This window comes from Mesorhizobium metallidurans STM 2683, from assembly GCF_000350085.1.
GTDB lineage: Bacteria > Pseudomonadota > Alphaproteobacteria > Rhizobiales > Rhizobiaceae > Mesorhizobium > Mesorhizobium metallidurans.
The window spans coordinates 1-5,518 of sequence record NZ_CAUM01000137.1 but is presented as its reverse complement, the minus strand read 5'-3'; the positions used below and the strand labels follow the sequence as shown (position 1 = coordinate 5,518).

At 61.7% G+C, this 5,518-nt stretch carries 8 protein-coding genes; 6 read left to right on the top strand and 2 right to left on the bottom strand.

Features of this window, described 5'->3' with window-relative positions:
* Positions 1–12: 12 nt before the first annotated feature.
* Positions 13–411: a hypothetical protein gene (locus tag MESS2_RS33525; RefSeq protein WP_244440057.1), complete on the bottom strand. Its 399-nt coding sequence runs from the start codon at positions 409–411 to the stop codon at positions 13–15.
* Here MESS2_RS33525 and MESS2_RS33520 point away from each other — a divergent pair.
* From MESS2_RS33520 to MESS2_RS22955, 4 genes are read left to right on the top strand one after another with little or no spacing between them, the layout of a single operon-like run.
* Positions 382–1,608, top strand: a complete 1,227-nt coding sequence (locus tag MESS2_RS33520; RefSeq protein ID WP_244440056.1) for a hypothetical protein — start codon at positions 382–384, stop codon at positions 1,606–1,608. The two genes, MESS2_RS33525 and MESS2_RS33520, sit on opposite strands and share 30 nt — an antisense overlap.
* Entirely contained in the window at positions 1,595–2,389 is a 795-nt protein-coding gene (locus tag MESS2_RS30290) for a hypothetical protein (RefSeq protein ID WP_008876873.1), read from the top strand. Before MESS2_RS33520 ends, MESS2_RS30290 begins: the two co-directional genes overlap by 14 nt.
* 2 nt (positions 2,390–2,391) lie before the next feature.
* A complete protein-coding gene (locus tag MESS2_RS22960; protein ID WP_008876871.1) occupies positions 2,392–2,787 on the top strand; it encodes an SMI1/KNR4 family protein in 396 nt (131 codons plus the stop codon).
* Complete coding sequence (locus MESS2_RS22955; protein ID WP_008876870.1) at positions 2,784–2,990, top strand: hypothetical protein; 207 nt, start codon at positions 2,784–2,786, stop codon at positions 2,988–2,990. The genes MESS2_RS22960 and MESS2_RS22955 overlap by 4 nt, the downstream gene beginning before the upstream one ends.
* 245 nt (positions 2,991–3,235) lie before the next feature.
* On the opposite strand, the gene MESS2_RS22950 is transcribed toward MESS2_RS22955, so the two are convergent.
* Positions 3,236–3,550: a YMGG-like glycine zipper-containing protein gene (locus MESS2_RS22950; RefSeq protein ID WP_008876869.1), complete on the bottom strand. Its 315-nt coding sequence runs from the start codon at positions 3,548–3,550 to the stop codon at positions 3,236–3,238.
* A 272-nt stretch (positions 3,551–3,822) separates the two neighbouring features.
* Here MESS2_RS22950 and MESS2_RS22945 point away from each other — a divergent pair, with 272 nt between their 5' ends.
* The gene (locus MESS2_RS22945) at positions 3,823–4,395 is read left to right on the top strand and encodes a hypothetical protein (protein WP_008876868.1); all 573 of its coding nucleotides are present in this window, start codon (positions 3,823–3,825) and stop codon (positions 4,393–4,395) included.
* Between the two features lie 222 nt (positions 4,396–4,617).
* Positions 4,618–5,518: hypothetical protein (locus MESS2_RS22940; RefSeq protein WP_040593814.1), on the top strand; the 901-nt coding region annotated here is incomplete at its 3' end.

Here is a 5,518-nt window from a genome sequence, read left to right as displayed (position 1 = left end):
TGACGACTGTCCTTAGTGCAATATCCGCAGGGATCGCCGGTCGGCGCGGCGATGCAGGGTTTTGGCGACGAGCTTTCCGCTGTCGCCGAGCACTACCAGCAGGTGAAAGAGCAGCAGGAGGCGTTCGACGCCGAACTCGCGCGCCGCCGGTTCAACGGCCAGATCGCGCAGGCGGAAGACGAGGTGACGGCGACTGCGCCGGCCGACGGCAGCGGCCTGCATGACGCGATGTATGGCCAGGTCGATCCGCGCAGCGGCCTGGTCACCAAGCCCGGGCTGTTCGACACGCTGTTTGACGATGCCGTGCCGAAAATACCCGAGAGCCAGCGCACCGCTTTCGCCAGGCAGAAGGAAGTGATGCGCAGGGTTGGCGGGCTGCGCATGGCGCAGCGGCAGCTTCAGCGGCGCCATGATTATGAGCAGGCGCAGGTCGACACGGTGCTGCAAACCAATGCCATCGCCATCGGCAAGGCCAACGCCGACGACATCGTCACTTTCGAAGCGGCCAGACAGGACGGGCTCGATCTCATCGACAAGATGGGGCTCGACTCCGGGATCAGACAACAGAAGGTGAAGGACTGGTTCAGCACCGCCGCGAAAGCTCGCTTCGAGGCGCTGATCGCCAAGGACCCGAAGCAGGCGCTCGCGATGTTCGGCTTGGCGCAGGCCGGAAGCGAAACCAAGGACGACACCGCTGAGGCGGTTGGGCTCGAGAATGCAGGAAGCACAGCGGCTTCGAAGGGCGACGGTGCCGCCAAGCTGACGCCCGACGAAAGGGTGGCGCAGGCTTTCCACAACGACAACTCGGCGCACGACAACGGAAAGGCCGCCTTGAAGGCGGCGCCCTGGATTGCCGACCTGTCGCCGGACGCCCTGCGGGATCTCGGCCAGAAGGCGCAAACAGCGATGACGGTGCAGCTCATCGAGACGCGGGCCAAAATCGACCTCGCCTCGGAGAACGCCCCGACTGCCATCGCCGGCACAGGCGTTTACTCCGGCAAGATGCCGCGCGCTGAGGACTTCATCGCCATCTACGGGGCCGACGAAGGTGGTAAGCAATTCCAGGACTTCAGCCGCAAGATCGACGTCGGCCGTCAGGCGTTCGACATGCGCACCATGTCGAACCGGGCGGTCCATGTCCAACTCCGCGACGCCGAACCCGGCCCAGGCGGTCCACCTGCAGAGCAGGCGCGGTATCAAGTCACGGCCGCTGCCGCCATCCAAACCTTGGGCGCTAGGCGGGTGGACCCAGGCGGCTATGTCCGCAAAGTCTTCCCAAATGTCGATGCGGCATGGGGCAAGATCGGCAGGCCAGACAGTGGTTCTTGGAATCGCAGGGGAGAGCCGGACAGCTATGACCCGAGTGCTTATGAAAATGCGATAGCTGCGTCTGTCGCCGCACAGAAGCAGCTGGGCATCGAAAGCTTCCAACCCTTACCCTGGTCGGTTGTCCAAAACATCGTTGCGACGTTCAACGACGAGAGCGTACCGCAGGCCGACAAGGATACAATCCTGCGCAGTCTTTGGCGGAGCGCCCGACCTCAGAGTTCGGACTGCTCTCTCTCAGCAATTGGTCCAAGCTGGGCTTCCCCAAGTGGTTCAAAGTGAGCCGACCAAGCCTGTCGCGGCACCATCAGCTAATGAGGGAACATCGCAACAGCCCTCGTCGCGGCGTGAGCGATCCGCTTTCGATGATTTTGTTGACGACCTTATCGACACACCACGGCGAATAAAAAACGACACGGCGCAATTTTTCAGGGATCTGCACGACGACCCTTTGGAAGCAATCGTCGCGCTTTCGAACTCGATACCTAATCCGGCATCTGTGGCGCCGTCTGAAGGCCTCGCAGCTCTAAAGGCACTGGGCCAAGCCGCCACAAATGTGCTCGCGACCACTCGCAGCGGCATGCTTTCCAAGCCGTTGGGAGAAGTTCTTTCCGAGGCGGAGCACCTTTATCAAGGTGTCGACGATCTGTCGAAGCGACCGTCCGATCTCGTAGCGGAGGGCAAGCTTGTCGAAGATGTGCTTGGCAAATCCGCCAATGAGGCGTCGCGGCTGAAGGCAGCTGCCGATCTCCCCTCGGGCAGTTTCTCAATGTCAGATTGGGCAGATTATCCGATAGCGGTTGTTCCCAAGCCAGAGGGACCATTCATACGGCTAGAAGGCACGGAGCACAAAGCTGCTAGAAAAGCGGCCGATAAAGCCAATCGCATTATCCGCCGACAGCGAGGACTTGTCGGCCAGCCCGTGGATGTGCATGAAATCAAGCCAGTGAAGTTTGGCGGGAGTCCGACCGATGCGTCCAACAAGGTCCTTCTGCTCCGCGAAGTTCATCAGCAGCAGGTTACGCCATGGTGGAACAAACTGCTGAAAGACATAGGAGAATAGCAGTGGAATATAGTCTAACTGAGGGACGTTTCGATCCACCGGCTGAAGCCGCAGTTGTCGATGGCCTCTCCGCAAACCTGGGAGTGACGCTGCCCAAGGATTACACCGATTTCCTTAAGGAGCATAATGGAGGTGAAGGATTCATCGGCGACAGCTATATAATTTTTTTCAAAGCCGAAGAATTGGTAGACTTCAATCGAGAATATGAGGTTGAAAAATACGCACCAGGCATCCTCTTGTTCGCATCGAACGGAGGAGGAGAAGCCTATGGCTTCGACACCAACGATGTGGAAATGCCAATCGTACGCATCCCGTTTATACCTATGGAACGGCAATCCGCCGAGACGATAGCGCGAGACCTCGCCGATCTATTTGCTAGGCTGGAGGACTGGAAATGAGTGTCCAAGATACAAATTCGCGCTCCAAGGGCATGGAATTGTTCGAGGTCAAACCGATTGCGGTTGGCGGCGATCCAGTCAGTTTGGAGAATAAGATCTGGTTGACCAGACAAGAGCATTTTGAAGCGGTGCGCTTCTGGAATCGAACTATCGAAATTCAGCGTAAGGCGGCACTGGAAAAGGCGGCACGGACGGATGGGTAGGGTGCGGGGAGCATTGACCTTGCGGAGGCCATGACGATAGCGTCTAGCCGCTTTGAGGGTAAGGATGAAAACTATCGGATAGGTGAGCGCGCGCCGACGCTGAAACTGCGTCCCTCGCCCCACTCACGGGGAGGATGCCGGCAGGCAGGTGACAGGTGGCGCCAGCATCTCGGAACATCGCGCTGCCCCTCATCCCCCTGCCGGGACCTTCTCCCCGTAGAACGGGGAGAAGGGGGGGCTAGCCCTCAATAATCGCCGTTGTAGTAGCGGTCGTCGCAGGGCGCGGTGTAGATGCGGCCGTCGCGGTCCTGGTAGCGGCAGAGCTGTTCGCCGCGGCGCTGCGGTGTCGTGGCGCTGCCGACGACCGCGCCCAGAAGGGCGCCGCTGGCAGCACCGATGACCGTGCTCTTGGTGTTGCCGCCGATGGCCTGGCCGACGAGAGCGCCGCCGGCGCCGCCGATCAGTGCGCCGGTTCCGGCCCGCTGCTGTCCCTCGGTCTGCGCGCACCCTGCCAGGGCGGCAGTCACAAGCACGGCGGCAATGGCTTTGTACATGGTCATTTGCGGTACTCCTTTGTAGTCAATGAATTAATACACTGGCCGATTTTGCCAAGTGCGGTGGCAATGCGGCGGAACAGCGGCACCGGTTCTCACGAAATGAGACATGGTTTCTTGCGTCTTGACGATCGGAGCCTTTGGTTCCGAAAGAACGTGATCAAACAAGGCGATAGAGACAGGCTCTGTTGAAATGAATCAGGGTCCGGCTTCGGCCGTTCTGTTCGTGTTGGGCAGATCCTGAACCTCTCAAAATTTCACAAGAATGGAGATACCAGATGACCCGAGGTCTTCCCCGGACGCTTAGCCGCGCCGCTGCCCGCGAGGCCGGGCTCGCCCCGCCCAGGCTCGGCCTGAAAGCCGTCACCACCGGGCAGGGCGGCGCCTTCCGCACCGTCTTTTCGTTCAATGCCATGCAGGTGCCGGTCGCCGATGCGCAGGCCTTTGCCAGCCAGAAGATTTTCGATTTCCTCGACGGCAAGGTGCGCATCAAGGGCGGCACCGCCAAGTTGCAGTTCGCGGTGCTGACGGCGCGCGCCTCAACCATCAACGACAATGCGGCACTCACCTGGTCGCTCGGCTCGGCCGCGGCGTCGAGCGCGACGCTGGCCTCCACCATGGTCAATGTGCTGGCCGGCACCGGCCGCACGCTGGATGGGGCGGGTGCCGCGCTATCCACGGCCTCAACAGCCGATGTCGCCGCGGCAGTCACGCTCGACGGCACGACTACGCCGGTCGATCTCTATCTGAACCTCGCCTTCGCCACCGGCACCGATATCGACGCCGACGGGATGCTGGCCGCGACCGGCACGATCACGCTGCTGTGGGAGAACTGGGGGGATAATGTCTAGGCGCTAAATCTCCCCCCTTGAGGGGGAGATTTCGCCGAAGGCGACAGAGGGGGTCGGTTCGACCGCGCGACCCTCCGGTGACAGATGAGGTCGGCGCTCCACGCGCGGCTACCCCCTCTGGCCTGCCGGCCATCTCCCCCCCCTTGAGGGGGAAGATACCACGCTTCGCCGCCGGTGCGCTTATCACCGGTCTTTAATTCTCAACACAAGGAATCTTCTCACATGACAGATCTGGCAGACGCCGGGTCCGTGGCGGCGCGCATGCCGCCGGCGGGCAACCCAGTACCGGCCAACGGGGACAATGGGTCCGCCCCGCTGGTCGCCAAGAGTTGGTTTGACGGTCTTTCCGAAGGCAACCGCAAGCTTGCTGAAGCCAAGGGCTGGACCAAGCCGGAAAACCTCGATCGGGTTTTCACATCCTATGCCGAGCTGGAGCGGCAACAGGGCGAAAGCCTGCGCGTTCCCGCTGCGGACGCACCTGGGGAAGACTGGGACAGGTTCCATGCCCGGCTGCCCGAGGCGATGCGTCCGCTGACATCGCCCGACAAGGTCGAGTATCGGCGCCCGGAAGGGTTGCCCGAAAACTTCGCCTATTCGGACGAGCTCGCCAATGCGTCCAAGGCATGGGCGGTCGAGGCCGGCGCCACGCCGAAGGTGGCGCAGGCCTATCACGACCGCTTCGTCGGCTACATGGCCGAGCAGGCCAAGGCGCAAGAGGCCGCGCTCGCCCGCTCGGTGGAAGTCACTCACGACGATCTCGTGAGGGACTGGGGACCGACCGACAGCGATGGCTTTCGCCAGAAGCTCGAAGTCGCCAACCGGGCGATGAAGAAGCTCGGCCTGGTCGATGCCTACAAGGCGAAGGGCATCCTTCTGCCTGACGGGGCCTTGACCGATCCGCAGATCGCCAAGGCGTTCCACGCCATCGGCGAGGCGATGTTCAGGGAAGACACGATCGACGCCGACGCAGCACCCAGGGGGCAAAATCCCTTCAAGCGCAACGTCGCCGGCGAACGCAACATCTCGGCGATTTCAGCCCTCGTCAAAAGCGACCCCGCCCGCGCCCGGCGGCTGGCACGGGAAGCCGGCGAGAACCCGGACCTCTGGATGCCCAACAATCCCC

Coding starts and splice junctions, on each gene's coding strand:
- MESS2_RS33520 (WP_244440056.1), top strand. CDS start 382: ATGGCGCAGCGGCAGCTTCAGCGGCGCCATGATTATGAGCAGGCGCAG.
- MESS2_RS33525 (WP_244440057.1), bottom strand. CDS start 411: ATGGCGCCGCTGAAGCTGCCGCTGCGCCATGCGCAGCCCGCCAACCCT.
- MESS2_RS22955 (WP_008876870.1), top strand. CDS start 2,784: ATGAGTGTCCAAGATACAAATTCGCGCTCCAAGGGCATGGAATTGTTC.
- MESS2_RS22950 (WP_008876869.1), bottom strand. CDS start 3,550: ATGACCATGTACAAAGCCATTGCCGCCGTGCTTGTGACTGCCGCCCTG.
- MESS2_RS22945 (WP_008876868.1), top strand. CDS start 3,823: ATGACCCGAGGTCTTCCCCGGACGCTTAGCCGCGCCGCTGCCCGCGAG.